The following is a 2,891-nucleotide window of genomic DNA, read 5'->3' on the forward strand; positions in this document are numbered from 1 at the left end:
ATACCAACCAATTCATTCACTGCTGAGCCAATAAAAATCACTATCGCAGCAGGCGCGAGCGCATATTCAATCAAAACTGATAAGCCAGTGAAAAAGCCGCCTGTCGGCCCCATCGCCTGTCTTGCGAAGCTGTAACCACCACCCGCAGCAGGAATCGCCGCAGACATTTCAGCTAAAGACAATACTAGCGTGAAATACATTATTGCCATCGCGATAGCAGCAATAAGAAAGCCTCCCCATCCTGCTTGAGCGATGCCAAAGTTCCAACCGGCAAAGTCACCAGATATAACATACGAGACACCTAAGCCAGCAAGTAAAATCCAACCTGCGGTGCCTCTTTTTAGCTGCCTTTTGGCCAAGTACTCCTGATGTTTAGACATAGTAAATCCTTCTACTTTGATGAAATTAAAAAGTTGTCGCTGTGTTTATCTTCAACGCTTGCGCCACTTGGCTCATTGATATCGGAGCGATCTTTCAGGTTCACTCCTGACAGTTGTAATTTTCGAGCCTCCTTGAGCAAGTAAAATGCGCGTTCACAGGCATCGTCATAGTTGAGCCCCTGGGGACGCACATTGGAAATGCAGTTTCTTTGGGAATCTTTAGAGCCTCGTTTAGCCCCCCAAGTGAGATACATACCCATGCTATCCGGAGAAGTTAGACCGGGCCTCTCTCCAATTAAAACCAGCACGGCCTTGGCGTTAAAACATTCACCAACATCATCCCCTACCGCTACTCTTCCTTGCTTTACGATTGTGATAGGTGCGAATTTCCATTGATGTTCATCATCAGCGCTTAAAAGAGAAATCAATCGAGTAACAACAGGCACGGCATGGTTTTGAATTGCGACGGAAGAAAGTCCATCAGCAATAACAATCGCAAGATCAATGTCAGTGTTATGCTCATTTGCTATCAAGTTGAGCGTTTGCCAAGAAGATTCATCAAGCAGCCTTCCTAAATCGGGCCTTTGCAGGTACATAAGCCGGTCACTCACTTGACTGCTCACTACCACTGGAGGTTCTAAGGTATTTTCAAGAATCGAGTAAGAGTCCGACAAACCAGCAACGAGAGACTCAATATTCAAACTGCAATGCACTGCATCCATAGCTTGGGCGTGATCCAGCTGAAATGAGAGTAACTCGTTGGTTGGTACACTGTTCCCGCTGCGACCCAGAGCGATCCGAGCAGAGGTGAAGTCGCGTAACTTGCCCCAAGGGTTATGTGTGACAACTTCAGACTCATCTTGTGGGGACTGAGCAATGGTGATTACTTTACCCATGAGAATACCCCTTATTCAGTTGGTTAATTGCTCCCGAAAACGAGCGAGAGATTTGCTCACTTAACCGAACGTCTTGCACGCTCTCGAAAATCTGCATCTCCATTAACCATTGTTCAAACTCTGGTGCTGGCTTCAAACCGAGTACTTTTCTTGCGTAAAGGGCATCGTGAAATGAGGTAGTTTGATAGTTGAGCATGATGTCATCAGACCCTGGAATACCCATGATGAACGAGCACTCGGCCACACCTAATAGTGTCAGCAAGTTATCCATGTCATTCTGATCGGCATAGGCATGATTGGTGTAACAGATATCGCAACCCATAGGTAAACCAAGCAACTTCCCACAGAAATGATCTTCAAGCCCAGCACGAATGATCTGTTTGCCATCAAACAGATACTCAGGGCCAATAAACCCAACGACAGTATTAACCAACAAAGGATCGAACTGTTTCGCGACAGCATAAGCGCGGGCTTCACAAGTCTGTTGATCGACCCCATGAAATGCATTCGCAGACAGCGCTGTACCTTGTCCGGTCTCAAAATACATCACATTGTTTCCTACACTGCCTCGATTCAAAGACAACGCGGCTTCATGGGCCTCTTTCAAAATCGACAAGTCGATTCCGAAGGTATCATTCGTCCCTTGCGTGCCGCCTATCGACTGAAAAACGAGATCGACTGGTGCACCCATTTCAATGGCTTCGATCGTGTTCGTGACATGAGTTAACACACAAGACTGAGTCGGTATTTGATAGTGTTGAATCACCTCATCCATTAAGTTCATTAACTTAATAGCTTGAGGTACATTATCTGTTGCCGGATTGATACCGATAACCGCATCGCCATTTCCGTACATCAGACCATCAAAAATGGTCGCTGCGATACCGTTGAGAGAATCAGTGGGATGATTCGGCTGTAAGCGAGTAGACAGGCGACTCGGCAAACCAATCGTATTCCGAAAAGCCGTGACAACTTGGCATTTTTTAGCAACGAGAATCAAATCCTGGTTGCGCATAATCTTACTGACTGCGGCCACCATTTCTGGTGTTAAACCTTGACGAATTTTAGCCAACGTTTCACCATCGGCTTCTTCACTCAGCAGCCAATTTCGAAAATCTCCGACCGTCAAGTGCTCAATCGGCTTAAAGGCTTCAAGGTCATGCGTATCGATAATTAGGCGAGTGATATCGTCGCTTTCGTATGGAATAACCGCCTCGTTAAGAAACGTTTTAAGTGGTAACTCAGACAGCGCCATTTGTGCGACTACACGTTCTGCCGCTGACTGAGCACAAACCCCGGCTAACGCATCGCCTGAGCGCTCCGGTGTCGCTTTCGCCATCAAGTCAGCTAATGACTTAAAGGTATAGACTTTACTTCCTTGTTGCCGACGATAAGTTGCCGTCATTGCTCTTCCTCTTCACTATTTGGTTCGCTTTTTGCTGAACTATCAATAAGCTTTAAGAAAGTATTGCTAAATGTGTTCCGTAGCGTTATCAAAAACTGGCAACATTTATAAACCAATAATAAACAATGAGTTATGTAAATACTGCTCCAACATGACTCACAAAAAAGGAATGAGCATCACAAGGATGAGTAACCAAATGCCCCAAACTGC

Annotated in this window: 2 protein-coding genes and 1 pseudogene; all 3 read right to left on the reverse strand. The window is 45.8% G+C overall.

The annotated features are described in order from the left end of the window. Positions 1-380, reverse strand: a pseudogene (locus IQR33_RS25025) (ethanolamine permease); the annotation flags it as partial. A gap of 11 nt (positions 381-391) precedes the next feature. After that, entirely contained in the window at positions 392-1,276 is an 885-nt protein-coding gene (gene eutC, locus IQR33_RS25030) for an ethanolamine ammonia-lyase subunit EutC (protein WP_104980409.1), read from the reverse strand. Then, entirely contained in the window at positions 1,269-2,681 is a 1,413-nt protein-coding gene (locus IQR33_RS25035; RefSeq protein ID WP_005388715.1) for an ethanolamine ammonia-lyase subunit EutB, read from the reverse strand. Before IQR33_RS25035 ends, eutC begins: the two co-directional genes overlap by 8 nt. Positions 2,682-2,891 lie beyond the last annotated feature (210 nt).

Origin of the sequence: Vibrio sp. OPT46 (assembly GCF_015163535.1) — a bacterium.
GTDB classification, from domain to species: Bacteria; Pseudomonadota; Gammaproteobacteria; order Enterobacterales; family Vibrionaceae; genus Vibrio; species Vibrio alginolyticus.